We start from the raw sequence: 24,333 nt of genomic DNA, 5'->3' as shown, positions 1-24,333 counted from the left end.
GTTAGCCCTTCGGAAATTAGATAAATCGCACCTATTGCGCTCTACGATGCTCAGTCGGCACGATTTCCTAAATTTCTTTCAGGGCTGAACGAACCCGTTCCGCTTTTCCTTTCTTATTTAAAGACTTCTTCGGCTACTGTGACGCCGGCTCGGGCATCTTTGCAGTAGTAATCCGCGCCGATGGCTTTGGCGTACTTTTCTGTCAGTACGGCTCCTCCGACGAAGACCTTCACAGGCAAACCAGCCTCGCGCAAGGCCGTGATCGTATCCTCCATCGCCGTGACGGTCGTCGTCATCAGCGCAGACAGTCCGACCAATTTGACTTGATGTTGCTTGGCGACCGCCACAACCTCCTCGATTGGGACATCCTTGCCTAGGTCGATGACGTCGTAGCCATAGTTTTCAAGCAGCACTTTCGCCAGATTTTTCCCGATATCGTGGATATCCCCTCTTACGGTGGCCATCACGATGGTTCCCTTCGATTCCAGCTTCTCATTGCCTGCCGCAAGTTTTGCCCGGATCGTCTCGAAAGCTTTACCGGCCGTTTCGGCGGCGCGGATCAGCTGAGGCAGGAAGATATTTTTCTGCTCATAGAGCTTGCCGACCTCATCCAATGCCGGCACGATGTGATCGTCCACGACCGCCAACGGAGTGTTGTCTTTAAGCAACATGTTGGTCGCCTTCATGATCCCGGTTTCGTCGCCCTCCAAGAGCATTTCCCGGTAGGAACGGACCACGTTTTCCTGCTTGGGCCCATCAGATTTGACCACAGCCTTTTTGTTGTTGTAGTCGATATAGTCGATGGCACCTTCGTCTTGTCCTGACAGAACATTGAAGGCGCGCATCGTATCGACGATTCCGTCGGCCCCAGGATTGATGATGACCGTATCCAACCCCGAAGTCAGGGCCATCGCAAAATAGGTACGGTTGATCAAGGCTCGGAAAGGAAGCCCATAGGAAACATTGCTCAGTCCCAAAGTGGTCAACGCTTGCGTATTTTCCTTGACCCAACGCAAGGCCTTCAACGTCTCCATGACCGCTTTCTGTTGGGCAGCCGCTGTGAGCACAAGGCAATCCACCAACAATCTTTCCGATCCGATGCCGTATTCTCCCGCTCGGTCGATCAGCTTTTGGGCAACCTTTGTCCGGCCGGCCGCATCATCCGGAATACCGGCTTCATCCAGACACAAGGCCACGACAAAGGCGCCGTATTTCTGGACGATCGGATAGATTTCAGCCATCGAGGACTCTTTTCCGTTGACCGAATTGACGATTGCGACGCCGCTGTAGCGCCTCAAGGCTGCTTCCAGCACTTCTGGTTTGGTCGAATCGAACTGCAGCGGTGCTTCCACCAGACCGCTCATTCCATCGATGATTTTTGTCATATAATCCGTTTCGTCGATCATCGGCAAAGAGGTATTGACGTCCAAAACATCCGCCCCTTTTTGGACCTGTTCGAAAGCGACTTTGATTGCCGCCAACGGATTGCCTGCCACGAATTGTTCCTTCAAAGCCTTGTTGCCTGACGGGTTGATCCGCTCCCCGATGAGGGTGATTTGGCCATCCAGGCAAACCTTTTTCTGCGCGGAACAGACATACCGCTTCAATTTATTGATTTCCCTTTTCGCAAAAAATTCTTTTGCCTTCTGCAAATCGTGGATGTACTCCGGTGTCGTGCCGCAACAGCCACCGATCACAGAGACCCCCAAACCGGCCAATTCCTTTGCGACCTCAAGGTAATCAGCGGAAGTGACGGAATATTTGGCGACGCCAGCTTCCGTCACAGGGATACCGGCATTCGCCTGCACCATCACCGGCGTGTTCGTGAATGCCAGAATCCTCTTGATGATGGGAAGCAATTCCTTTGGCCCCAATGAGCAGTTTACGCCCAGCACATCCACACCCAACGCATCCAAAGAGAGCGCCATGATCTCCGGCTCGGTTCCGGTCAGCGTATTTCCATCATCCGTAAAGGTCATCGTCGCGAAAATCGGCAGGTCGCAGTTCTCTTTTGCCGCCAACACGGCCGCGCGCATTTCCGCCAAATCCGACATCGTTTCGATGAGGATCAGATCAGCTCCGGCCGCAGCCCCAATCGTCACTTGTTCGCGGAAATAGTCGTACGCCTGATCGAAATCAAGCAATCCGATCGGTTTCATCATCTTCCCTACCGGTCCGATATCGAGCGCCACTTTTGCCCCGGTCCCCGCCGTTGCGGCTTTGGCGATCTCAACGGCAGCAGTGATCACTTCCGTAACGGAGTAGCCGGTCTCCTGCAGTTTGTAGGCATTCGCTCCAAAAGTATTTGTCGTGATGAACTGCGCACCGGCTTCGACGTATTCCCGATGGATCCGGCCGAGCAGCTCGGGATCCTCCAGATTCAACGCTTCCGGATTTTGGCCGGCTTTCATCCCGTATGTCTGGAGCATTGTGCCCATTGCTCCATCGAAGAGAAGCAACTCTTCTCCAATTTGTTTCCTGATATCCATTTTTTTGTCCCCCCCTAGCTTAACTTCTGGCCGTGCAGCTGTCGTTCAGATCGCACTCGCTGCAGCTGGTGTTCCCGCAGCGATGGTTCTTGCCTTTGGAGGTGCCTTCCTCCAGAACGCCCAAAATCGCCACAATCGATTTTCTTGGCGTCATCAGCATCGAATCCGTCAGGTGGACCCCGATCCGCTTGTCGGACTGCAATTCCCCGAGCAGCGTTTTGTTGGTGGCCAAAGGAAGATCCCCGTATCCGGGCGCGTAACGGAAAGTCAATGCGGATCCCGCTGGCAGTTGGCTTTCGATTTCCTGCTGACAACTGTCCGCAATCGTCTCGACGAATGCGGATGCACAGGCATCAGCGATCATGCCCAAAGTCGGCGACATCATTTTATTGCGCTCGATGAGGAAGTCCCCCTGCGCGCCTAACGTGCAGACCATGATGTATACCTCATTGCATCGCTTAAGCGTGCGGGTGATGCTTTTCCCTTCCAACACAACAGCGGTCCCCGCCAGCGTGATTACGCCCTCAACGGAGTGGTCCAGAAGATAATGCCCATAAGTCCATTTCCCGGTGATCGCCTGCTCAAACTGGACGGCGATCATCTCCATGTCGTTCTTTGTGCGTTCGTCCGGTTGTTTGTTGCCAAAGCCAAGGTACTTCGCAACCAGCTTCAGATCCGTCTTCATCTTTGCGGCTCTTTTCTGCAGACCGCCTTGCGAACACAGGAGATGTTCTCCATGATTCTTCTTGTCGCGTCAGGCTTGTTCATCGTGTAGATGTGGACGCCATCCACCCCGGAAGAAAGCAGGTCGATGATCTGATCGACTGCATAAGCGATGCCGGCTTCCTGAAGCGATGCCGGATCATGTTCGTATCTTTCGAGTATCCGCAGGAATTTCGGCGGCAGATTGCAGCCGGAAATTTCCTGGATCCGTTTCACTTGTTTGATGTTCAGGACCGGCAATATCCCGGCGATGACCGGTTGTTCGATGCCGACGAGATCCAATTTCTCCTTGAACTGATAGAAAAGATCATTGTCGTAGAAAAGCTGCGTGATCATGAAGTCAGCGCCATGGTCCATTTTCCTTTTCAGATTTTTCAGGTCATCCACTTTATTGATGGAATCGACATGCCCTTCCGGATAGCAGGCCGCTCCAATCGAAAAATCGCCTGCCGCTTTAATGTCGTCGATGAGCTCGGAAGCATAACGGTATTCCGGATTCCAATTTTTATCCGCCAATTTTTCTTGCGGGATATCCCCACGCAAAGCTAGGATATTTTCGATGCCGCTATCCTTGATTGATGCCAGTGTCCGTTTCATGCCCTCTTTTGTGGAGGTGCAGCCGGTCAAATGGGCGATCGATTCGATTCCGAAATCCTTTTTGATGCGCGATGCGATTTCGACCGTGTTGCTTTGGGCTGTCCCACCGGCGCCGTACGTCACGGAAATGAAATCGGGATGCAGGTCCTTCAAGTCATGCAAAGTGTCGAACACGGTGTCGAGGGAATAGCTGCTCTTCGGCGGAAAAATTTCAAACGAAACGGTCGGTTCCCCTTTGCTGATCATATCTCTAATCTTCATAATCATGTCCTCCTTCAATTTGTTCAAAGTGGCAATTTTTTAAGCGCACTTACTTTGTGTACAATTGATCATGTCAGTTGATGACTTCCCGCAAGAAGTCATTTATTTCCAATAGTATGACACGGAATGAAGATATAGAGTAACACCAAAAAAATATATTTAGCTATAGCATAAGACTATACCCAAAACAGACCGGACCTGTTAATTTCCATAGGTCCGGATCACTGCCTTCAGCTCCTTGATATAGGCTGCCGCCTGCCGGCTGATCCCGGCTTTCTTGTTGGCGATCCAACCGATCACCATCCGGTCCTCGACATCCAAGGGTACGGAAACGATGTCTGTTCCGTTCAACTCTTCACTAAGTACGCCGGTGGAGATGGTGTAGCCATCCAAACCGATCACCAAGTTGAATAAAGTCGCGCGGTCGCTGACCAAAATGCTTTTTTTATGGAAGACGGTGCTGAGGATCTCTTCCGAAAAATAGAAGGAATTATGCTCGCCCTGTTCGAATGACAGGTAAGGATAATCCTCGAGGTCCGCCAAGGTAACGCTCTGTTTGGCCGCCAACGGATTGCGGACGCTGACAAATATATGCGGTTCCGCTTCAAATAAAGGATGGAACTCCAATTGGCTCTCCCGCAAAATTTTTTGGAGCGCATTGCGGTTGAACGGATCCAGATAGAGGATGCCGATTTCACTCTGGAAACTTTTGACGTCCTCGATGATTTCATGGGTGCGCGTCTCTCGCAGCGTGAAGTTGTATTCATCCGCTCCGCTCTTTTTGATCATGTTGACGAATGCGCTGACAGCGAACGCGTAGTGTTGGGTCGAAATGGAACACAGCTGCTTAGCCGGTTTCTTGTCGAGATAGCGCTGTTCCAGCAATTCCGCTTGCTCGATCACCTGTTGGGCATACTTCAGGAATTCGCTGCCTTCCGCGGTCAGCGTGATGCCTTTGGCGGTCCGGATGAACAGTTCCAGGCCGATTTCTTCCTCAAGGTCCTTGATGGCATTCGATAGACTCGGTTGTGAAATGAAGCATTTTTTTGCGGCTTCGTTGATCGATTTGTATTGGGCGACTGCCAGCATATATCTTAATTGTTTTAAGGTCATGTTTCTTGCCTTACCTGTCCGGATTCCCTAAATGGCGGATACGCGCGGTAAAAGGCTCCTCCTCTCGCTGCTTTGACCGCCGAAGCGGTCATGTGTGTTGGCTTTTTTGCTTCTGAATCGATTATACCAGACTGAGGTTCAACGGAGAATTAAAACAAAAAAAGACCGGTGCGGCAGCATTTGCATATGCTGCCGCGCCGATCCGATACTATTTTTTCCGGCTGACTTTTTCTTCAATCGTGCGTTCGAAGTTTTCTTTGTTGTCAACCACCTCAATGGGTGCGTATTCCGGCCACGCCTCTTCCAGGGCTTCCGCGGAGTCCCCGCTCAGGAGGAGCACCTCGATTTTCCGGCCGAAACGTTGCTCCAATTCTTCCGAATAACCCATAATGGATGGCACCGCATCGATTGCGATCGCTGCGCTGCCGTTCTTTTTGAATGTCCTTGCCACTACAAATTTCATGCATTCACCTCAAAATCCATTATAACAAATGGAGCGCGTTCCTGGTAAAAAAATGATGCGTTCGTGTTTCCAGCTTGGATTTCCGATCTGCTGATCCGGTTACAAATCCAATTCGGTCTGCACGCTTGCCGTTTCAGGCGCAGCCCGATGATGGACCATCACCAGCGAACCAACCCCAGCCATTACGATCAACAAGGAACTCAGTAAGTCAATGTAAGGTAGCATCCGCAAAACGCCTAGAATGATCAATCCCAACAATACCAGCCAGACGCCTTTATGCAGCTCGGGCCATTTGAAGCGTTTCGCCAACCACTGCCCGATGAACACTGCCACAATGATCCGCGACAGATACAAAGCAATCGGATAAATGGCACCAAGGATGACCGCGATTGGAATCCCGATGACGGTGACCATCGCCAAGACGATCATCGGCGGCACGACCAACAATGTCAGCAGACCGACACCCAACGTCTTCAGCGGCTGTTCAGCCAAGGGTCGGGTTGTGTTTTGCCAGAAAGCGGGGCGCCAGATCCGGATAAGGAACCAAATCAGCAAAGCGCTCGCCAAGCTCCAGAGGAACCAGAAAAATTTCCTTATCGGCGTTCTCGTCTCTTTCACCGCGACTTCTCTGTCCACGTTCATCGTTTCGGCAAATTCCCAATCCGTATCACCCGCGATCGTTGCGCCGGTCCCGATGTCAGCTTCATTTTCACCCTTGTAGTTGAGGTCGCCCGCTATGTTCGCGCCGCCCTGGAGCTTCAGGCTGTCCGTCTGAAGATTGGCGTCCCCGCCGATCTGTCCGCTGAGCACAATCTCGGCTCCGCCCCCGAAGAGGTTACGTTGGACGATCCCTTCCTGCAGGATTGTTGCGCCCGCCGCGAAGAGATCCCTGCCAACAGATGCATCCTGTCCGATGGAAATACTCTGACCGGCAAAGAAAACATCGCTCTCCGACTGCCCATCAAAGGTGAGTGCTTGCCCCGCTCCGTAAATATTGCCGGTCACCGTCCCGTTGATGGAAATTGTTTGCGCCGCCACAAAAAGATCGCCGTTGATGTTGCCGTTGATCCGGACATCCTGCCCCGACACAAAAGTCGTCCCTTCCACATTTCCGTCCACTTTCACCACATTACCCGCAAAGAAACCAGGTCCTTCAATCGTTTCACCTTCAGCCAAATGATCCAGATTTTCCGCATTTATGTTCTTGGCCGAAGCAACGCCCGAAAACCCCAACAAAATCGTCAAAAATAACAAGTTGATACTCCAGAAAATGCCTTTCCACCAAACCGTATTTTTCACTCTTTTCATCTTGCATCCTTCTTTCATGCAAAAAAACCAGTGACTAGGCTTCGTAAACTCTTTTCAGTTCCGCGAGATCCAATTTCTTCATTTTCAGAGTCGCCTCTGTGACGCGTGCCAATTTTTCAGGATCCGCTGTCTGCATCATCTCGTTCATGTCAGTTGGAACGATCTGCCAAGATACCCCGTATTTATCCTTCAGCCATCCGCAATTTTCCGCTTCCGGGACATAAGACAGCTCTTCCCAATAGTAATCGATTTCTTCCTGAGTTTCGCAATTGACGATGAAAGAGAAGGCTTCATTGAATTCAAAATCATGGGCCTGAGCGCTGTCCATGGCTGCGAACGCTTGATCTTCCAACTTGAACGAAGCGAACCTTACCGTCCCCGGCGCATCCGGCTCCTCCCCCACTCCATAGTAATCCATTGCATCGATTTCGGCATCCGAAAATACCGCCTCATAGAAAAGGATCGCTTCCTCTGCTTTGCCGCATTGTTTTTTTGTGAACATCAGCGTCGGCGTCAATTTCTGCTCTATCTCCCGTTCGCCGACATGCATGACCTGCCAGGAGAGGCCATAGCGGTCTTCTATCCAACCATACCTTTTGCTGAAGGGATAAGCGTCCAACGGCATGAGCACCGCACCGCCATCCGAAAGTTTTTCCCAAAGGAAATCGATTTCCTTCATTGATGCACAATCGATTCGGATGGAAATGGACGGATTAAGGCGAAAATACGGACCTGCCGAGATCGCCATGAAATCCTGACCAGCCAAAGTCATGGAGACAATATCGGCCGTTCCATATGGTGGTGGATTGTAAATTTTGCTGACGCTTGTGATTTCAGAATTATCGAACAGTGAGGTATAGAATTCGGCTGCTTCTACAGCCTGCGTATCAAACCAAAAATGCGGAACAATTTTATTCATAAGTTAAATCCTCCTTAATCTTATGATTACCGACCCCGACAGTTCAAAAGCAAAAAAACAGCGGCTGCACCGACCCGCCGAAGACGTTCTTCGGCGCAGTCGATGCTCTCCACTGCCATTATGCCACTTTTCGTTGGCGATGGAAAATGAGAACCATCGCGCGCTGAGCGGCTATTGTATTCTGTTCAATTTATCGTTCAGCTTGGCGTAAATGACCCTCATGTAAGGCTCGCTGCACTTGGCAAGCGCCTCTTCCAACCCCATCCAGGCGACGCCGCTGTTTTCGTCAGGTTTGACGCTCGTCTGTTGCGTTTCGTCCGCTTCCAGCAGGTAGGTCAGGTTCAGATGCACATGCGTCCCTACCTGTTTGCCGTTTTTGACGTGCCCGTCCACACTCAATATTTCGAGCGAAAAGAGCTCCTGCGATACCGGCGTTACCTGCTCGATACCCGTCTCTTCCTTCGTTTCCCGGATGGCTGTCGCCAGAAAATCGGTTTCGCCATCCATGTGGCCGCCGATCCAGGACCAGGAACGGTAGATGTTATGGTAGACCATCAGCACCTTGGTCCGCTCGCGATTGACGACCCAACTCGAAGCGGTGAAGTGGGCGAACTCATTCTCGCGCCTGAACAGATCATCGAACTGATCCAGATACCGAAGCATCAGCTCACGGTCCTTTTCTTCCTGTTCATTAAAGGGAGAATAATCCGCAAGCATTCGTCTGATTCCCATGCCAGCCTTCCTTTCGCATGCTCTTGGCAGTTAATTGGTTCGCGAGAAGCCTTCATCATTCAGATAACCGACAGCCGCATCACGGGTCTTGAAGATCCCTTCCATTTGACCGTTCTTCAACGCAACCGACCACATCGGATTATCGTAGATCAGCAACAGAACTTCTCCGGACGAATCCACCCATTTTTCCGAATAGCCCTCTTCATAGCCGTCTTCGGTTTTTTTCAGAAAGGAAATTGCCTTTTCCAAAAGGAAACGGATCGTGCCTTCGTCACTTTCCAATACGGAAATATAGCCTTTCTCCGTCTCTTCTTTCGGCAGATAGCCTGCATAAATGAAGGCATTGCCGTTTGGATGCAGGAAGCGGACAGCGATTTTGTGGTCCACCGCACTCGCATTGAAATGATAATTGATCCGGTTCATCGAGACCGGAACAGCCGTCAGTTCTTTATAATCATCAAATATCGCTTTTTTTTCTTCGAATGACAAGGTCATTTCTTTCAACTCCCTAATAATGTTCTCCGATTTTACGCGGAGGTTCGACTCATTCTACCATATCTTGCTGCGGCCTTTCAGCCCCATCTGCGTATTTTTCCAGAAAATGATGCCTTCCGTCCCCATCGCGGCAAGAAATGATCTTTTCTAGGTTTACGCTCTGCACACTCTGGAAGATATTCGCGTCGATAAGCGGACTCTTTTCGCGCAATTGCCCGATCAACGCCTTCATCTCTTTGCGCTTGAAACCACCCAGATCGCTCGGCTGGTAATCGTACATTTCCGTAAAACGGCAGGCGCACTGGAGGAACGTCAGCTGATGATAGTCCTTCCAGGCGATGATATCCGATTCCTTCACATGATAAAGCGGCCGGATCAGCTCCATCCCTGCGAAGTTCCGGCTGTGCAGTTTCGGCATCATCGTCTCGATGGTCCCGCCGTAGAACATATTCATCAGGATCGTCTCGATGACGTCATCGAAATGATGGCCCAAAGCGATTTTGTTGCAGCCGAGCTCCTGGGCTTTTTGGTACAGGCTGCCCCGGCGCATGCGCGCGCAAAGATAACAGGGGGACGAGTCCACATTCTCCACGACATCGAAAATGGATGACTCGAAAACGGTCAGCGGGATGTCCATCAATGCGGCATTATCCAAAATATTTTGCTGGTTCTGTTCACTGTATCCCGGATTCATCGCCAAAAAGACCAGCTTGAATCGCAGCGGACCATGCCGCTGCAGTTCCTGCATCAGTTTGGCCATCAGCATCGAATCTTTTCCGCCGGAGATGCAGACGGCTATCTTGTCGCCGTTCTGGATCAGTTCATATTCCTGGATTGCTTTGATGAAGGGCCTCCATAAGGGTTTTCGGTATTTTTTGATGAGGCTTCTTTCGATTTGATCGCATTTTTCCATTGTAGTGGGTTTTTCCTTTCTTGCGGGCCTATGCCTTCCGGTTGGTTTTAGTGTTTATTGTTTGCTCCGGTGAACGCGGGCTTCGTCGTAGTTCAGCCGGAAATTTGCAGGCGTTCTCCGGTGACAACAGCTTCGTCGGAGTTGCGGACAGAAAGTCACCACTGTGCTCCGGCTATCGCCCGTTTCCCCGGAGCTGGGGCACCACTTGATAGGCACCGATATCGAAGTTCTTGTCCTCCAGAAGACTCACCGGCATGATGTCCATCAGGGCATTGGTGACGAATATTTCATCCGCCCGGAACAACTCCTCAAAACTATATGCCCCTTCCTGGACCGGGATCTGAAGCTCGGCGCATTTAAGGATCACGCGCGCTCTTGCTGTCCCTTCCAGGATGCCACAGTTCACTGACGGAGTGTAAATGACACCCTCCTTCACCCAGAAAATATTCGAAACGCACCCTTCGGCAACATGATCATTCGTATTCAAAAATACGGCCTCATCAAAACCTCTCTTCGTTGCCGCTTCCTTTTCAAGGATGTTTTCCGTGTAGTTCATACTTTTGATATTGACGATTTTGGAGAATTCGTTCCTTCTCGCATCGGCCAGGCATACTTTCAGACCTGTTGCATATTCCTCTTTGTAGGTTTTCGTCCCCGTCAGTATCAGGATATCCGCTTCCTGATGCGATTGTTTTTTCGAGGTCGGTTTGCTGCAGACGATCTTAACGAATCCTTCGGAGACGCCATTCAGATCCAGTAATTTTCCGATAAGCGGTTGGAGCTCATTTTCTTTATAAGGGCAATTCATCCCCAGAACGGATAGCGCTCGGACCATGCGCGCGTGATGCTGGTCCAGAAACAGCGCTTTTTTGTCGGAAACACGGATTGTCTCGAAAACCCCGTATCCGTACATGAAACCCGGGGACAGTGGACTGATAAGCGCTGAATCTTCCTCAAGGTAGACATCATTCAAAAATACTTTCATGGTCATTCCCCTTCCGGTAATTCCGCTTGCAGCGCTTCGATGAGCGCCTTCGCCTTCACAAGCGTCTCTTCGTATTCCATTTCCGCATCCGAATCCCAGACGATTCCGCCGCCGACCTGAAAATAGGCGGTGTCGCCTTTCTGCAGGATTGTCCGGATGACGATATTCAGATCCGCATCGCCGTTAAAGCCGACATAGCCGATCGATCCGGTATAGACGTTGCGCTGGGTCGGCTCGATTTCATCGATGATTTCCATCGCCCTGATTTTCGGCGCACCCGTTATCGATCCGCCCGGGAAGGCGGCTTTGATGCAGTCGAGCGCATGGATGCCTTCCTCCAGCTCCCCTTCGACTGTCGAAACGAGCTGGAAAACGGTGCTGTAGTCCTCGATATGGTACATTTCCGTGACCTTGACGCTGCCCGTTTTGCAGACCCTGCCCAAATCATTGCGCATCAGATCGACGATCATCAGCAATTCAGCCCGGTCCTTCTCGCTTTCCAGCAGCTCCTGGCGGTTCGCGCTATCCTCCTGTTCGGTGGCGCCCCGTGGCCGTGTGCCTTTGATTGGCCTCGTCTGCACCTTTCCGTTGCGGATCTGCAGGAACCGTTCCGGCGAACTGCTCAAAAGCTGGCCGATGCCGAAGTCGATGTACGCAGCAAAGGGCGCGGGATTGATGTTGCGTAAGCGCGTATAAAGATCGTGCGGCGATGCTTCCGTCCGGCATTGGAAACGTTGGGTCATATTGACCTGATAGATGTCGCCGGAACGGATGTACTCCTTGATGCGCGCGATCGCAGACAGATAGTAAGCCTTTGTCATGTTCGCGGTAAGTTTGGGTCTGGCTTCGCTCGACAGTTCCGGCGTTGCGACCGGAAATTGCAGCCCTTCCGCCGCCATGATGACCCTTTCCGTCTCGGCCACCCACTTTTCCGGATCGCCGAAAAGACCCGGCGAGGCAAGATGGACCTTGCCCAAAAGATGGTCCACCACAATCGCCCCATCATAGATACCAAAGAAACTGTCCGGAATCCGGACATCATCGTGCGCCTGCTTCGGCAACCGTTCCACCTGATGGCGCAACTCATAGCCGAAGTAACCGACAGCGCCGCCGATGAAAGGAAGCTCCCCAGCATAATCCAGCTGATGGTCTTCCAGCAGTGCTTTCAGCTCTGCAAAAGGATCCACGCCCACTTTGGCAGTCAGCGTCATTTCAGGATCGAATCCGATGAAGGAATAGCGTCCCAACTTTTGCGGATCCATCCCGCTGTCCAGAAAAAAACAATGCTTGCGGTCGCGGAACAAAGAGAACAGTTCGAAGCTCGAAAGTCCGGTAACGATTTCCTTGATCACGATATCAGTCGCTCTTTTTTTCATCAAAAATCGCTCCTTCCCGCTTTTTTTTGGCGCGCTCATAAAAATTGCGCAACATATCCAGCCCGTGCTCCGTCAGGATCGCCTCGGGATGGAACTGGACCCCCTCGATCAACTCTTCCCGGTGAAGAAAGCCCATGATTTCGCCAGCTTCTGTCCAGGCTGTGACTTCCAGCGCTTCCGGAAGGCTCACCTTTTCCACGATCAAGGAATGGTATCTTGTGACATTCAGCGGACTTTTCAAACCTTGGAAGACGCCTTTCCCAGTGTGCTGGATGGCGTGAACCTTCCCATGGACAGGCTCCTTCGCCTTCACGATTTCCGCACCGAACAGCCCTGCGATCGTCTGATGCCCTAAACAGATGCCCAGAATCGGGATAGTTCCTGCGAAACGTCTGACGACAGCCAGACTGATGCCCGCTTCATTAGGCGTCTTCGGGCCCGGGGAAATCAGGATCATCACCGGATCGAGTGCCGCGATTTCTTCGATTGTTATCTTATCGTTCCGTTTCACCACGACGTTCTCATCCAATTGTTTCAGGTATTGGACAAGGTTGTAAGTGAAGGAATCATAGTTATCTATTACAAGTATCATATTATTCCTCATCAATGCTATTATTTTCTGCCATTCGCTCTTTTGGGCGTTGCCTAAGGCCTGGCGCGTTTTCTAAAAAAAGATAGGTCCATCATACCAAAAGCTGAGACTCCAGCCTATAGTTTTGAGAAAACTGGCTTGTGACAAAAAAATGGTCAGGACAACAGCCCCGGCCACTCATGTGTTTTTTGAAAAAATCATACTTCGTGGACAGATCCTGACCGTCACTGCAGCCGCTCTGCTTAGGGTTTGACATCCGCCTTATTGTCAAAGCCACGCTGCTCCCAATAGCCTTCATAGTCCGCGTCGTCGGACAGTTCAATGCGGGTGATCCATTTGATCCATTTGTACCCCAGTTTATCTTCCGCCACCAGTTGGAACGGAAAACCTCTTTCGGGTGGCAATTCGACCCCATTCATCTTGTAGGCGAGCATCAATTGCCTGTCCATGATCGTCTGCAGCGGCAGGGCTGTGCTGTAGCCATCCTCCGAATAAAAAATGACCGTATCGGCTCTTTCCTGGACGTTAACTCCTTCGAATAGGTCCGCGAGCAGAACGCCTTCCCAAAGGATGTCGACGCTCCAACCCTCCACGCAATGCAGCGTCACAACTTTTGTGTACTTCTGATTGTCCAGCACTTCATCGTAGGATAAGGAAGCAGGTTGCTCAACCAAGCCGTCAATCTTCAGCATGTAAGTATCTATGTCTATATATTGTGGGCCTTTGATTGAATTTTCCCGAAAATCGGTCAAAGAAGACAAATCTTGTCCTTCGTATTCGGTCACTTCGATTTTGGTCAGTTCTTCCAGATCAGTCTCACTTGTAGTGTCATTATTGGATGTTCCACAACCAAAGAGCAACAGACTCAGCAATAAGAACAGGTATCTTTTGAGAATGCGATTGGCATGGCGGCTCTTCACTACGACTGTTCCCGCTTTATCCATCAAAATGCCTTCTTTCCGAAATCCTTCCGATTAAAAACCACGTATCTGCCCTTCCCACGGTTGCGGTTTTCCTTCCCGGTGTTCCTCCACGCTGGGCCCTTGGAGGTTGTGGAGGCGCCAAATGCCGTAGAGATAGCTGAGGATCAATCCTGCGATCGTGAACGGAAGCCCCAAGAGCGTATTGGTCCAAGCCAACTCAACAATATCGCCGCGTCTGAAGAGAATGACCTGCAAAGCCAAACGCATCAGAAAAAACAGAAACCAAAGGACCGTCACTTCCTGATAGGCCGGTTTCACGTCCTTGCGCCAATACCACTCCAAATCCCATCCGCGCGTCAAATGGCTCGTCAATGCGGCCATCGGTTTCCCAAGCACGATGCTCACCAGCGCCGCCAATACGAGCATCGCGCTGGTCACTATTTTGGGGAGATAATAATTGGCGGCATTATTCGAGAAATAAGCGATTCCGGAGGCAAACATAACCCCAACCAAACCACCCACGGCATAACGCAACGGTTGCTTCCGTGCCAACCGGATGATTCCCAACAGCAAAGCCAAAGTAATCGCCAAAATACTAGCGACGGTCAATTGATATCTGCCGTTGACGACGGCAAACAGCAGGGGAGGCAATAAAGCATCGACAGTCTTCCCCGATATGACCAATTTCAATTCTTCCGAAATTTCCTTGATTCTGGATTTCAAATCATCAGCCCCTCTTCAGATGCTTGCCGCCTCGGCTCTTGTTGGCGAACCTGTAGGCAGCATATTCGATGATAACGCCGTAAACGATGCCTGCCGCAAAACCGACGGCATCTTCGAATCCTGTTGAACTGTAGAAAGCGAAGGAAACCAACAATCCCAGGACGGCTCCCCTTCCCAATGCCCGGTTCAATTCCTGCGTTTCCCTTGCTAAGCCGATGACGACACCCATCAATAGCCGGTTATACCAGAAGGCGAACAGATAGAGCGCCTCCTTCTCAAATCCGGACCGCAACTGGGCACCTACTATGCAGACTACGCCCAAAAGAGTTCCCGCAACAATCGAAATCTTCATCCTCTTCGTCAACATGCGCTCAACTCCCCATTTTCTGTCAGTCTGAAAATCAGCCTTTCTATGTGCCCCAATTATACTATTTCCAAGCACGGAAAGCATTTATCAGAAACCGGCGTCATCAGCTAATCGGGCACCTTATCCAGTTCAACAAAAAAAAGCAAGCCCAGGATTATTGCCCCCGTGCTTGCTTTTCATTTATCGTTCAGATGGCTTTATCCCTCAACACCAACGTAGCCGGGATGCCGGCCATGCGTTTCAGATCGAGGATGCTGTCCGTTTCCTCAACCGAGAACAGTCCTTTTTCAAGCACCAATTCCCTGACGGTTTTGCCTGTCTTCAGTGATTCTTTGGCGATCGCGCTGGCTTTTTGGTAGCCGATTGTCGGGCAGAGGGCAGTCGCGATGCCGGCGCTCTCTTCCACCTGTTTGTAGCAGACCATCTCATTGGCTTGGATGCCTTGGATGCAGTTGACAGTCAGCGTAGCGACCGCGTGCGCCAAGCAATCGATCGATTCAAACAATGAATGGAAAATGATCGGCTCGAAGGCATTCAGCTCCAACTGCCCGGATTCGGCAGCCATGGTGATGGTCAGATCGTTTCCGATGACGCGGAAAGCGACTTGCGAAACGACTTCGGGTATCACCGGATTCACTTTCCCCGGCATGATCGAAGAGCCGTTTTGCATGGCAGGCAAATTGATTTCACCGATGCCAGCTCGGGGGCCGCTCGACAACAAGCGCAGATCATTGCTCATCTTCGACAAGTTCACAGCCGCCGTCTTGATGGCCGCCGACACCCTGACGAAGCCGTCCACGTTCTGGGTCGCATCGAAAAGATCCTCCGCCTGCGTGAAATCGAACCCTACTTCCGCGCTCACAAAAGCGGTTATGTTTTCCAAGTATTCCGGCGTCGCATTGATGGCATTGCCGATAGCAGTCCCGCCGAGATTGAGGCTCTTCATCTCTTCCGCGGCGCCCAAGAGGTGGCGGATATCCCTTTTGACAAATGATTGATAAGCCTGGAAGGTCCGCCCTAAAGTAGTCGGGACCGCATCCTGCATTTGCGTACGCCCCATCTTGATGACCCCGGCAAACTCTTGGGCCTTCTCGCCCAATGCCCGCTCCAGCTTTTCCAGTTCGGCAATCAGTTCCGGAAGCAATTGAAGGACGGTCATTTTCCCAGCTGTCGGGAAGACATCGTTGGTGGACTGGCAGAGATTCACATCATCATTCGGATGAACGATGCGGTAGTCGCCCTTTCTCCCGCCCAAAATTTCGATGGCGCGATTGGCGATGACTTCGTTGGCGTTCATATTGGCCGAAGTCCCGGCACCGCCCTGGATGGCATCCACGATGAAAGCTTCATGAAAATATCCCGCCACAATCTCGTCGCAGGCTTGGACAATCGCATCCTTTTTCCCGACTGCCAGATCACCCGACTGAGCGTTCACAACAGCTGCGGCTTTCTTTATCCGCGCGAGATTGCTGATCAATTCCGGATGCAATTTCGTGCCCGTTATGGAGAAATTTTCCTTTGCACGCGACGATTGCACACCATAATACGCTTCTGTGGGTACTGCTAACGTTCCGATCGAGTCTGCTTCAATTCTCATGTTCATCTCTGTTTGCCCCCTGAAATTTTTCTGTAATTCATAGTCCAAACAATACCACCCCTGCAAACTGAATGAAACAGCTCAAAGGAAGTTGCGAACAAAACCTGCATATTCGACATTTTCACAGAAGAATCACACGCTATTTCCGATGTAACTTTATTTTCTTAAGTCATGTCAGCATTCGTTTGCTTCACTTGATAGGTCTGAGATAGAATCTTAAGAATACAAAGCCAACAAGAACAAAGGAAGGAACCTCCAATGGATAAAATCGATAAGCAAATTTTGAACATTCTGCAGACAAATGCGCGGGCTTCCCTGAAGGAAATCGGCGAGGCCACCTTTCTGTCCTCGCCGGCGATTTCCGCAAGGATCGCCCAACTGGAAAGGAACGGCATCATCACAGATTACGGCGCACATGTGAACCTGCAGACGCTGGGCTACAATATCAAAGCGTTCATCAATCTGGAGGTCGATCCTAAGCAAAAGCCGGTGTTTTATCCTTTTGTGGACAGCATTCCGAATGTGCTGGAATGCAACTGCGTGACCGGAGAATTCTCGATGCTCCTCAAGGTCGCCTTTCCGACGACGAATGAACTGGATACTTTCATCGGGGAACTGCAGCAGTTCGGCAAGACCTACACCCAGATTGTTTTCTCCACATCGGTAGGTCCAAGGGGCATCCATTTTGAGGACCAATAACAATCAATCGTGAAAAAAAGACTATCCGTTCCCGAAACAGACAGGGAGCGGATAGCCACACATATTAAACGTAGTAAAGATTTTCGGACGGGTATACTGGGTCACAAGTGATGTCGAGGCCAAGATTCCGTAGGATCTGATCATCGTCTTTGTTCAGGATGACAGTTGAGTGTGCCTGCACATCCTTCAGCTCGGAAAGTTTATCGTAAGCCAGCTGGGCAGTCGGATTGGTGACCGCTGAAATGGACAAAGCGATCAGAATCTCATTCGCGGTCAAGGTCGGGATGCGCTTATGCAAGCCGTCGCTCTTCAGCTTTTTGATTGGCTCCAGAATGACCGGGGACAGCAACAGTATGTCGTCGGAAATGTTCGCCAAGGCCTTGATTGCGTTCAAGATGGCGGAAGAACAGGCATCCATCAGATCGGAAGTTCTGCCGGTGATGATCCGTCCGTCGTTCAATTCGAAGGCGATGACCGCAGGGATTTCGTTGTCGACCGCGCGTTTCATCAAACGCTTCGCATATTCGCGGGCAGGCTTCACGGGAGCCCGGTCTTCCTGCTTCAATTCGACCTCTTCCATGATTAAGCGCATATGGTTGCGCGTCTCTTCATCGCTCAGGCCTTTCTTGTAGTCGCATTCCGTGTCGAAGCTGCGGCGGATGATTTCCTGCTTCGACGCTTCCCGGATCGCTTCGTCGTCGGTGATGCCGAAGCCGACCCGATTGACGCCCATGTCAGTCGGTGATTGGTAGACGGACTCCTTGCCGGTGATGCGCTCGATGATCCGTTTGATGACCGGGAAAGTCTCCAGATCGCGGTTGTAGTTGACGGCCACTTCGTTGTAGGTCTCAAAGTGATAGTTGTCCATCATGTTGACATCCTTCAGATCGACCGTTGCGGCTTCATAGGCGATGTTCAACGGGTGCTTCAAAGGGACATTCCATACCGGGAATGTCTCGAACTTGGAATAGCCGGCCGCGCGCCCTTGACGGCGTTCGTGGTACAGCTGGTTCAGGCAGGTCGCCAACTTGCCGCTGCCGGGGCCTGGAGCGGTCACGACAACGATCGGTTTGGTCGTCGGAATGTAGGTGTTCTGTCCGAAGCCTTCTTCGCTGACGATCGTTTCGATGTTTGAAGGATAACCTTCGATGGCGCTATGGGTGTAGACTTTGATGTCGCGTTTTTCGAGTTTGTTGATGAACACTTTAGTGGCCGGCTGTCCGTTGTAGCGCGTGATGACGACACTGTTGACGGCCAATCCGTATTCCCTCAGCTCATCGATCAGGCGAAAGACATCCATATCATAAGTAATGCCGTAGTCGCCGCGGATTTTATTGCGTTCGATATCGCCTGCATAGACACAGATCAGTATCTCCGCTTGGTCCTTCAATTTCTGCAACAATTTGATCTTGGCATCCTCATCGAATCCCGGCAATACGCGTTTCGCATGCTTATCGCCGATCAGTTTCCCTCCGAACTCAAGATACAATTTATCATAATTGTTTACCCGTTCCAGGATATATTTCGATTGTTCTTCAATGTATTTCTGCGGATCAAAGCCGATTTTCTTCATCTGTTTTCCTCCAATATCTGAATGGTGTATCTGTATACTTGCCGTTACGCGCCTCTTTCCGGCTGCAAAAATACTTCAGCTGACTCATCCGTAACGCTTTGATTTCAACTCTAACAATTATAGAGTATTTTTTTTGATTGGCAATACGTATTTTCAGGTACGGAGCATTTTGTTCAGCGGAAAAACACTGATCACCTGCAATAGAATCATTCGTCTGCCTTTTCCCCCTTCAACAGCATGCGCGCCGTGATCCAAGCGGTGAGCGGGATGATTCCGGTCACTCCGATGCCGATGACGAACATGGAAAGGACTTCCGAGACAAGCACTTTTGCGTTCAACGCCTCCCCAAAAGAATAGGACAGATCCCTGAACCAGAGGAAAAGCGCGAGGTAACCGCCGATGAATGAAAAATACAGCGTATTCGTCGTCGTTCCGATGATGTCCTTGCCTATCGTCATCCCTGACCGGAACAATTCCTTTTCACCCAACTGCGGGTTGCGGTGATGGACTTCATGCAACGAGGATGAAATGGAGATGGCCGTATCCGTGATGGCCGCTATCGTTCCTGTTATCATCGTGCAAATACCGATTTGGACGAAATCCACATTCACAAAAAAGGAAAGCGTGGTGTACTCCTCCACTTCCTCGGGACCGAAGCCCTGTATCATCGCAAACCGATGCACCAAAACGATCAACACCAGCAGGAAAAAAGTTGTGACGATTGTGGCGATAAAAGCCGCCTTGGTCTTGACGTTCACGCCGTTTATGTAAAACAAATTGATGTAGCCGACCACTGAACAAGCCAGCAGGGTCACAAAAAGAGCAGGAAAGCCATTGATCAACAGCAGCACCAATACATAGAGGACGGCAAAATTGAAAAACAGCGACAGGAACGAAGAAATCCCTCGTCTGCCGCCCACTGCACCCATCAGCAGCAAAAGCAACAGCGCCAATACCAGCTGCACGCTCATCGGCGATCACCCGCTTTCTTGGGAATCAGACGGACTGCTGTGAACATTGCCAACGGCACCGTCGAAACGATACCGATACTGCCCGCCAAGGCTCGGGTGATTTCCAAAGATAATTGCATCGAAAAGGTGTGGAAAACATCGGAGCCGTTCTCCAGATAAAAAACGAGTGTCGGAATGGCTCCGCTGACATAGGCAAAAAGCAGCACATTCGCCATCGTCCCCATGATGTCCTTGCCGATTTCGCGTCCGGACTGGAATAAGGCTCTGGCGGATATCGCGGGGTCTTTTTCGTACAGTTCCTGGATGGCCGCGGTCATCGTGATGGCGACATCCATAACCGCACCCAACGAGCCGATCAGAATGCTCGACAGGAAGATGCGCCGCGGATAATGCGTCACAAACTGCATTTCCTCATAGCGCAGGCCCTGCCCGTTCGTCAAGGCAATGACCCCGTAGGCGATGATCAAAGTCATGAATGTTCCAATCAAAGTGGAAAGGATTGCTGCGTAAGTCTTTCTGTTTCTGCCGCTGACCAAGAGTAGCGTCAGGATGGTCCAACCGATCACTGCAGCACTGCTGATCCGTAATAGTTGTGCATTATCCGCAATCTCATAACTGTCCAGGGCGACACTGAACAGCAAAATGTTCCCTGCAATACTGACGAGGGAAAGTAGGCCTTTTTTCCCCGCTACCGCCACAAGCACGAAAAGGAACAAGGATCCAAAAAGGACAACATATTTATCCCGCTTTTCTCCAGAAATTTTACCTGTCACAGCACCCGAAGAACTCTCACTAAGGGAAAGGAAGATTTCATCGCCTGAACGGTACATCTGGCTATAGGCAAGTGAGTCGGAATAGTTGTTTTCTATCACGACCTGCGTCCCTTTCGACTCCCCGTTCATCAGCACAGCCGTCAGTTTTTGGTTGTATACAGGATAGCTTTCCCGATGGGCGCCGATCGTTTCATCGATTCCAACGGCTTCCGCTGCAATGATTTTGGCGATTGGTTCTTCGTACCACGCGTAGTTATGGTAGCTGAACATCGTCAGCATCCCCAACAACGCCGCAAACAAGGTCAATAACATCGCTTTTTTCCTAAACAACAATCCTTTTTTCATCCGTTGTTTTTCCTCCTTTCAAAAGATTTCCGCATGGTTTTTACCCTAAATTGGGAAGGATGATTTTATCCATCCGGATATCGTCGCGCCATTCACCTTGGGAATAGGTGAAGTGAGGGATGACGCCTATTTGTGTGAAGCCGAATCTTTCGTACAATCTGATTGCGCCGGCATTGTGGGAAAAGACTCCCAGTTCTATCCGCTGATAGCCGAGACTCCGGCATTCCTCTTCGTACAGGGCCATGACCGTTTTACCGATACCCTTGCTGCGCCAATCCGGATCGCCGATATAGATGCCAAGCCAAGCTGTTTTTCCGTCATTCTTCAACAGGGCAGGAAAGTCGCGGATGATCGATGCAATCCCTACCGGCTTGTCATCCACGCAAATGAAATAATTGCGCTTATCCGGATTGGACAGGCTCTCGTGGACACCCTCTACCGTCACCAAAGGCAATTCGCTTTCTTCATCATAGTGCGGGGTGATGAACGGTGAAATAGCTGGGTTATTTTCCCAACGGAGTACTGTCTGGATCAGTTCCTCGTTCAACGGTAAATTTTTTAGTTGCAGGTTCATCCTTTGCTTCACTCCTTCAGTTTTATCGATCAGATACTTGATTCCATGCGAAAAGGATTGCACCGCTAGGTCCGGGCGCAATCCTTTTCGCATATCCACAATTATTTTAGAGAACTTTTTCATATGCCCAACGCATATCGCTGATGCTCGTCAGGATGTGGCCGCAGTACGCATACCCGGATTTCTGCAAGGCACGCTGCATGCTTTTGTTGTCCGGATGCGTATCGATGCGCATGCTGGAATAGCCTTTTTTACGAGATTCATCCGCAGCCCATTCGACGATTTCCCCAAGAACGCCCTGGCCACGGAATGCGTCTTTGATCGTGATGCGATGGATGACACTGTAAGGGTTATCCGTCAGCCATTGTCCCTCGGTGATGACTTTATAGGTAGGGTCCTCACCGTAAAAAAACGCAAAAGTTGCCCCTGGAACGCCATCCCGCAGGTATACATAGCTGTATCCTCCATTGATATCCTGAAGAATGACCGCTTCATTCGGATACCCTTTTTGCCATTGATCGATGCCGGACGCCTTTAGCGTGACTTTCGCCTCATTGATGATTTCCATGATTGCGGGCAGATCCGCTGGCGTTGCTTTTCTGATCATGCTTCCACCGCCTTTCATTCTTTTCATTTAAATAAGATTATACCGGAAACATGATTGTTTTCATGCATTTTTATTGTTTTCATTCCGATTAATTCCGATTCCTATAAGTTAAACATCTTTCGGTATTGCTGGATATAGGATTGCTTTTGTTTTTTCAGCATGTAGAGCGCATTTTTGATTTGGTCCGGCTCATCCGCCATATCCAGGTCTTCCTTTTGCTTTTCGATGCCTTCTACTACGGGCTCACAGTAGGCAGCTTCTTTTATTTCATCCAAAATGGCGATGATTTCCTTGCGCATCCTTTCGACACGGGGGCCTTCACCTGCTTTTATTTCATCCAGGCTTTCGACGAGTTCCCGGAATGGAAGGTTCCTTCTGACTTTTCCGTCCTTGATGCGGATATATTCTTTTTTGAATTCCGTTACGCCGGGCACTGCCCCGTTCAATTGGTACCAGCCATCGTAGAGGACCCATCCGCCTTCCGGTTCGGCTGGGATGAAGTCCCTTTTTAAAATGTACACTTCATCCGCACCGGTAATTTCCGCCACCCAACATTTGCTTTCGCTGTCTGCCGGGCTGAGCTGCAAACCTAACTTCGACATGGTAAAATCCTCTTTCTGATCATTATTGGTAGTGTTGATCCACTCCTCAGGCCGATTGCGCTGTGCCTGATTCCGTTCTTCCATTATACGCTATCTCTTTAGTCATGGATAGGGAGTCACTTCCCAAAGGCCCGATGATCGATCCATCCTAGCTCTTCCCCATTCCATTCGGCATACAGATAGTCTCCACTGACCGTCTCTTTGCTGATTGAAACGGTCTCGTCAAGATATTCCGCTGTGGAGCCGAATTCTTTTGCTCCGAATTCGCCCCAAGGCAGACTGTCGATGGAATAGCCGCCATCAGAAATGACAGCAGAATAGGACACCGAAACAACGTCGAACGGCTTGACAGCTCTGCTGTCCACCCATCCCAATGGGCTTCCTCGCATCCATAGCAAGGAATACAGTCCATTCTGGGTGGTTCCCTTGACCAACAATTCCTTGCCTGCATAGCTATCGGAGTAACCGATTGTTTCATAGTCCGGCGTACCCCAGGGAAGGGTATCGACCGAGTAGCTTCCGGCCGCAATGACGCCGATATAGTCACCGTTTTCGAATCCGAAAGCTTGCCTGTCGATCCACCCTAGATAAGCGGCATAAACGCTCGAACCATCCATTGTTTCATAGATGATAGTTGCATTCGCGCCAAGGACGTCCTTCGTAGTGCCCAACTGGATCGATGCCGGCGTTCCCGGCGGCTGGCTGGAAATCGAGTATTGGCCGGCAGTGATGTAGTCGGTAGCTTCCGCAAACAGGATGTCATCACGGATTTCGATGGCGCGCGTATCGACCCAGCCCCAGGCATTGCCGTCCTTGAAGAGCAAGGTATAGCTGCCGTCCGACAGTGAACCCTTGACCGTGACATACGCTCCGATCTGTTCGCCGGTTAAAGCCACCGCCTCACTTCCCGGTGTTCCCCACACAAGCGTATCGACTGTAAAACCTTCAGCTGCAATCACGCCTACTTGTTCCTCACCAACCAAGCCCAACACCTCTTTTTCCAGCCAGCCGATGCCTTCATTGGTGAGTGTTGTGGCATAAAAATGTTCCCCGTCGACCGACGCAAAGGCAAGGAGCACCCGTTCTCCGATCCGGTCCGAGGTGTTGCCTATAACAGCAGCTTCCTCGCTGTTTCCCGGCAGGCTAGTGATCGGGGAATCGCCAAGTGTGATGTAATCCGTATCAGCGGTTGGCTGGAAATCCGCTTCTTTGAGCGCTTCGCTTTCGATCCAACCAAATCCCAATCCCGCTATCCACACATAAGCGTACTCTCCGTCACTTGTCTTCCTGGCAATTGTTATGATGCGCCCGATGTAATCATCCGATTGTCCGATTGTCTCCTGGCCCTCCATGTCCCACGGAAGCGTATCGATGGGATAGCCTTCCCGAAAGATAGTCGCAGTCTCGTTTACCGTAATGAGAATCGGTGTTGCCGAATCCGCCTTTTCGCCTTGGGAAATATCGGCTAAGGAAGGGCTGGATGTCTGCTTGCTTTCATTTATCAAGGAACTTTCAATCTGACTCCCCACCAAAGATGGCGGGGTGCTGCAGCCCGAACAAAAAATCACCATGAAACTGGATACAAGCCAACGCCTTACTCCTTTTTTCACGAC

At 50.7% G+C, this 24,333-nt stretch carries 25 protein-coding genes; 1 reads left to right on the top strand and 24 read right to left on the bottom strand.

Translation table 11 applies throughout. The annotated features are described in order from the left end of the window. Positions 1 to 113: 113 nt before the first annotated feature. From PH235_RS04485 to PH235_RS04405, 17 genes are all read right to left on the bottom strand, one after another. A complete protein-coding gene (locus PH235_RS04485) occupies positions 114 to 2,489 on the bottom strand; it encodes a homocysteine S-methyltransferase family protein (protein ID WP_272161218.1) in 2,376 nt (791 codons plus the stop codon). Positions 2,490 to 2,508: 19 nt separating this feature from the next. Then, positions 2,509 to 3,174 carry a vitamin B12 dependent-methionine synthase activation domain-containing protein gene (locus PH235_RS04480; RefSeq protein ID WP_272161217.1) on the bottom strand — a complete coding sequence of 222 codons (666 nt, stop codon included), beginning with the start codon at positions 3,172 to 3,174 and terminating at the stop codon, positions 2,509 to 2,511. Further along, positions 3,171 to 4,070, bottom strand: coding sequence for a methylenetetrahydrofolate reductase [NAD(P)H] (gene metF / locus PH235_RS04475; protein WP_272161216.1), 900 nt, complete (start codon positions 4,068 to 4,070; stop codon positions 3,171 to 3,173). Before metF ends, PH235_RS04480 begins: the two co-directional genes overlap by 4 nt. A 201-nt stretch (positions 4,071 to 4,271) precedes the next feature. Further along, on the bottom strand, positions 4,272 to 5,183 hold the full coding sequence (locus PH235_RS04470) for a LysR family transcriptional regulator (RefSeq protein ID WP_272161215.1): 912 nt from the start codon (positions 5,181 to 5,183) through the stop codon (positions 4,272 to 4,274). Positions 5,184 to 5,391: 208 nt separating this feature from the next. Further along, the gene (locus PH235_RS04465; protein ID WP_272161214.1) at positions 5,392 to 5,646 is read right to left on the bottom strand and encodes a DUF6718 family protein; all 255 of its coding nucleotides are present in this window, start codon (positions 5,644 to 5,646) and stop codon (positions 5,392 to 5,394) included. Between the two features lie 99 nt (positions 5,647 to 5,745). Continuing rightward, complete coding sequence (locus PH235_RS04460) at positions 5,746 to 6,954, bottom strand: hypothetical protein (protein ID WP_272161213.1); 1,209 nt, start codon at positions 6,952 to 6,954, stop codon at positions 5,746 to 5,748. Between the two features lie 34 nt (positions 6,955 to 6,988). Further along, positions 6,989 to 7,873 carry a VOC family protein gene (locus PH235_RS04455; RefSeq protein WP_272161212.1) on the bottom strand — a complete coding sequence of 295 codons (885 nt, stop codon included), beginning with the start codon at positions 7,871 to 7,873 and terminating at the stop codon, positions 6,989 to 6,991. 171 nt (positions 7,874 to 8,044) lie between these two features. Continuing rightward, positions 8,045 to 8,605 (bottom strand): NUDIX hydrolase, encoded by a 561-nt coding sequence (locus tag PH235_RS04450; protein ID WP_272161211.1) that lies wholly within the window; start codon positions 8,603 to 8,605, stop codon positions 8,045 to 8,047. Between the two features lie 30 nt (positions 8,606 to 8,635). Continuing rightward, positions 8,636 to 9,100, bottom strand: coding sequence for a hypothetical protein (locus PH235_RS04445; RefSeq protein ID WP_272161210.1), 465 nt, complete (start codon positions 9,098 to 9,100; stop codon positions 8,636 to 8,638). Positions 9,101 to 9,149: 49 nt separating this feature from the next. Continuing rightward, entirely contained in the window at positions 9,150 to 10,013 is an 864-nt protein-coding gene (locus tag PH235_RS04440; protein ID WP_272161209.1) for a tRNA 2-thiocytidine biosynthesis TtcA family protein, read from the bottom strand. Between the two features lie 172 nt (positions 10,014 to 10,185). Continuing rightward, positions 10,186 to 10,998, bottom strand: coding sequence for an aminotransferase class IV (locus PH235_RS04435; protein ID WP_272161208.1), 813 nt, complete (start codon positions 10,996 to 10,998; stop codon positions 10,186 to 10,188). 2 nt (positions 10,999 to 11,000) lie between these two features. Further along, a complete protein-coding gene (gene pabB / locus PH235_RS04430; RefSeq protein WP_272161207.1) occupies positions 11,001 to 12,374 on the bottom strand; it encodes an aminodeoxychorismate synthase component I in 1,374 nt (457 codons plus the stop codon). Beyond that, positions 12,355 to 12,966: an anthranilate synthase component II gene (locus tag PH235_RS04425; protein WP_272161206.1), complete on the bottom strand. Its 612-nt coding sequence runs from the start codon at positions 12,964 to 12,966 to the stop codon at positions 12,355 to 12,357. Before PH235_RS04425 ends, pabB begins: the two co-directional genes overlap by 20 nt. A gap of 242 nt (positions 12,967 to 13,208) precedes the next feature. After that, the gene (locus PH235_RS04420; protein WP_272161205.1) at positions 13,209 to 13,910 is read right to left on the bottom strand and encodes a molybdopterin-dependent oxidoreductase; all 702 of its coding nucleotides are present in this window, start codon (positions 13,908 to 13,910) and stop codon (positions 13,209 to 13,211) included. A 30-nt stretch (positions 13,911 to 13,940) separates the two neighbouring features. Continuing rightward, positions 13,941 to 14,612: a DUF3159 domain-containing protein gene (locus PH235_RS04415; protein ID WP_272161204.1), complete on the bottom strand. Its 672-nt coding sequence runs from the start codon at positions 14,610 to 14,612 to the stop codon at positions 13,941 to 13,943. Positions 14,613 to 14,616: 4 nt separating this feature from the next. Next, complete coding sequence (locus tag PH235_RS04410) at positions 14,617 to 14,979, bottom strand: hypothetical protein (RefSeq protein WP_272161203.1); 363 nt, start codon at positions 14,977 to 14,979, stop codon at positions 14,617 to 14,619. A gap of 187 nt (positions 14,980 to 15,166) precedes the next feature. Then, the gene (locus tag PH235_RS04405; RefSeq protein WP_272161202.1) at positions 15,167 to 16,582 is read right to left on the bottom strand and encodes an aspartate ammonia-lyase; all 1,416 of its coding nucleotides are present in this window, start codon (positions 16,580 to 16,582) and stop codon (positions 15,167 to 15,169) included. A 252-nt stretch (positions 16,583 to 16,834) separates the two neighbouring features. On the opposite strand from PH235_RS04405, the gene PH235_RS04400 reads away from it, so the two are divergent. Beyond that, a complete protein-coding gene (locus PH235_RS04400) occupies positions 16,835 to 17,275 on the top strand; it encodes an Lrp/AsnC family transcriptional regulator (protein ID WP_272161201.1) in 441 nt (146 codons plus the stop codon). A gap of 64 nt (positions 17,276 to 17,339) precedes the next feature. Here PH235_RS04400 and PH235_RS04395 read toward each other — a convergent pair whose 3' ends face one another. The 7 genes from PH235_RS04395 to PH235_RS04365 form a co-directional block, all read right to left on the bottom strand. Further along, entirely contained in the window at positions 17,340 to 18,848 is a 1,509-nt protein-coding gene (locus PH235_RS04395; RefSeq protein WP_272161200.1) for a DUF1846 domain-containing protein, read from the bottom strand. A 206-nt stretch (positions 18,849 to 19,054) separates the two neighbouring features. Further along, positions 19,055 to 19,819, bottom strand: a complete 765-nt coding sequence (locus PH235_RS04390; protein ID WP_272161199.1) for a YibE/F family protein — start codon at positions 19,817 to 19,819, stop codon at positions 19,055 to 19,057. Next, positions 19,816 to 20,937 (bottom strand): YibE/F family protein, encoded by a 1,122-nt coding sequence (locus tag PH235_RS04385; RefSeq protein WP_272161198.1) that lies wholly within the window; start codon positions 20,935 to 20,937, stop codon positions 19,816 to 19,818. The genes PH235_RS04390 and PH235_RS04385 overlap by 4 nt, the downstream gene beginning before the upstream one ends. Positions 20,938 to 20,977: 40 nt before the next feature. Further along, on the bottom strand, positions 20,978 to 21,511 hold the full coding sequence (locus PH235_RS04380; RefSeq protein WP_272161197.1) for a GNAT family N-acetyltransferase: 534 nt from the start codon (positions 21,509 to 21,511) through the stop codon (positions 20,978 to 20,980). Between the two features lie 106 nt (positions 21,512 to 21,617). After that, on the bottom strand, positions 21,618 to 22,118 hold the full coding sequence (locus PH235_RS04375) for a GNAT family N-acetyltransferase (RefSeq protein WP_272161196.1): 501 nt from the start codon (positions 22,116 to 22,118) through the stop codon (positions 21,618 to 21,620). A 101-nt stretch (positions 22,119 to 22,219) separates the two neighbouring features. Next, on the bottom strand, positions 22,220 to 22,804 hold the full coding sequence (locus PH235_RS04370) for a hypothetical protein (RefSeq protein ID WP_272161195.1): 585 nt from the start codon (positions 22,802 to 22,804) through the stop codon (positions 22,220 to 22,222). Positions 22,805 to 22,836: 32 nt separating this feature from the next. Beyond that, positions 22,837 to 24,330 (bottom strand): SH3-like domain-containing protein, encoded by a 1,494-nt coding sequence (locus PH235_RS04365; RefSeq protein ID WP_272161194.1) that lies wholly within the window; start codon positions 24,328 to 24,330, stop codon positions 22,837 to 22,839. Between the last annotated feature and the right edge of the window lie 3 nt (positions 24,331 to 24,333).

Source organism: Trichococcus sp. K1Tr (genome assembly GCF_028309625.1).
Taxonomy (GTDB): Bacteria; Bacillota; Bacilli; order Lactobacillales; family Aerococcaceae; genus Trichococcus.
This window is presented reverse-complemented; position numbering and strand designations above follow the sequence as displayed.

Bases quoted from the DNA above. Each gene is read 5' to 3' on its own strand.
- PH235_RS04385 (WP_272161198.1), bottom strand. From the start codon at position 20,937: ATGAAAAAAGGATTGTTGTTTAGGAAAAAAGCGATGTTATTGACCTTG.
- PH235_RS04370 (WP_272161195.1), bottom strand. From the start codon at position 22,804: ATGGAAGAACGGAATCAGGCACAGCGCAATCGGCCTGAGGAGTGGATC.
- PH235_RS04485 (WP_272161218.1), bottom strand. From the start codon at position 2,489: ATGGATATCAGGAAACAAATTGGAGAAGAGTTGCTTCTCTTCGATGGA.
- PH235_RS04460 (WP_272161213.1), bottom strand. From the start codon at position 6,954: ATGAAAAGAGTGAAAAATACGGTTTGGTGGAAAGGCATTTTCTGGAGT.
- PH235_RS04410 (WP_272161203.1), bottom strand. From the start codon at position 14,979: ATGTTGACGAAGAGGATGAAGATTTCGATTGTTGCGGGAACTCTTTTG.
- PH235_RS04400 (WP_272161201.1), top strand. From the start codon at position 16,835: ATGGATAAAATCGATAAGCAAATTTTGAACATTCTGCAGACAAATGCG.
- PH235_RS04445 (WP_272161210.1), bottom strand. From the start codon at position 9,100: ATGACCTTGTCATTCGAAGAAAAAAAAGCGATATTTGATGATTATAAA.
- PH235_RS04420 (WP_272161205.1), bottom strand. From the start codon at position 13,910: ATGGATAAAGCGGGAACAGTCGTAGTGAAGAGCCGCCATGCCAATCGC.
- PH235_RS04390 (WP_272161199.1), bottom strand. From the start codon at position 19,819: ATGAGCGTGCAGCTGGTATTGGCGCTGTTGCTTTTGCTGCTGATGGGT.
- PH235_RS04480 (WP_272161217.1), bottom strand. From the start codon at position 3,174: ATGAAGACGGATCTGAAGCTGGTTGCGAAGTACCTTGGCTTTGGCAAC.
- pabB (WP_272161207.1), bottom strand. From the start codon at position 12,374: ATGAAAAAAAGAGCGACTGATATCGTGATCAAGGAAATCGTTACCGGA.
- PH235_RS04470 (WP_272161215.1), bottom strand. From the start codon at position 5,183: ATGACCTTAAAACAATTAAGATATATGCTGGCAGTCGCCCAATACAAA.
- PH235_RS04380 (WP_272161197.1), bottom strand. From the start codon at position 21,511: ATGAACCTGCAACTAAAAAATTTACCGTTGAACGAGGAACTGATCCAG.
- PH235_RS04405 (WP_272161202.1), bottom strand. From the start codon at position 16,582: ATGAACATGAGAATTGAAGCAGACTCGATCGGAACGTTAGCAGTACCC.
- metF (WP_272161216.1), bottom strand. From the start codon at position 4,070: ATGAAGATTAGAGATATGATCAGCAAAGGGGAACCGACCGTTTCGTTT.
- PH235_RS04425 (WP_272161206.1), bottom strand. From the start codon at position 12,966: ATGATACTTGTAATAGATAACTATGATTCCTTCACTTACAACCTTGTC.
- PH235_RS04375 (WP_272161196.1), bottom strand. From the start codon at position 22,118: ATGATCAGAAAAGCAACGCCAGCGGATCTGCCCGCAATCATGGAAATC.
- PH235_RS04455 (WP_272161212.1), bottom strand. From the start codon at position 7,873: ATGAATAAAATTGTTCCGCATTTTTGGTTTGATACGCAGGCTGTAGAA.
- PH235_RS04435 (WP_272161208.1), bottom strand. From the start codon at position 10,998: ATGAAAGTATTTTTGAATGATGTCTACCTTGAGGAAGATTCAGCGCTT.
- PH235_RS04395 (WP_272161200.1), bottom strand. From the start codon at position 18,848: ATGAAGAAAATCGGCTTTGATCCGCAGAAATACATTGAAGAACAATCG.
- PH235_RS04440 (WP_272161209.1), bottom strand. From the start codon at position 10,013: ATGGAAAAATGCGATCAAATCGAAAGAAGCCTCATCAAAAAATACCGA.
- PH235_RS04450 (WP_272161211.1), bottom strand. From the start codon at position 8,605: ATGGGAATCAGACGAATGCTTGCGGATTATTCTCCCTTTAATGAACAG.
- PH235_RS04465 (WP_272161214.1), bottom strand. From the start codon at position 5,646: ATGAAATTTGTAGTGGCAAGGACATTCAAAAAGAACGGCAGCGCAGCG.